1 protein-coding gene is annotated in these 248 nt (G+C 69.0%); it reads left to right on the forward strand.

The genetic code is table 11. The features are described 5' to 3' along the window. A partial coding sequence (locus R0J87_RS23210; protein WP_498889320.1) for a pyruvate kinase occupies window positions 1-248 on the forward strand: 248 nt, incomplete at both ends.

Below are 248 nucleotides of genomic sequence, written 5' to 3' on the forward strand. Positions count from 1 at the left end.
GGAAGAAAGCGGCCGGCCGATCGCGGTGATGGCCGACCTGCAGGGCCCGAAATTGCGCATCGGCGCGCTCGAGACCGGCAGCATCACGTTGTCGCCCGGCGATCGCCTGCGCCCCGATCTCGACGATGCGCCGGGCGACCAAGGCCGGGTGCAACTGCCGCATCCGGAAATCTTCGAAGCCATCGAGCCCGGCCACACCCTTCTGCTGGACGACGGGCGGGTGCGCCTAGAGGTGGAGAAGTGCGGAC

It is taken from the genome of Halomonas sp. SIMBA_159, assembly GCF_046536035.1.
GTDB classification, from domain to species: domain Bacteria; phylum Pseudomonadota; class Gammaproteobacteria; order Pseudomonadales; family Halomonadaceae; genus Vreelandella; species Vreelandella venusta_A.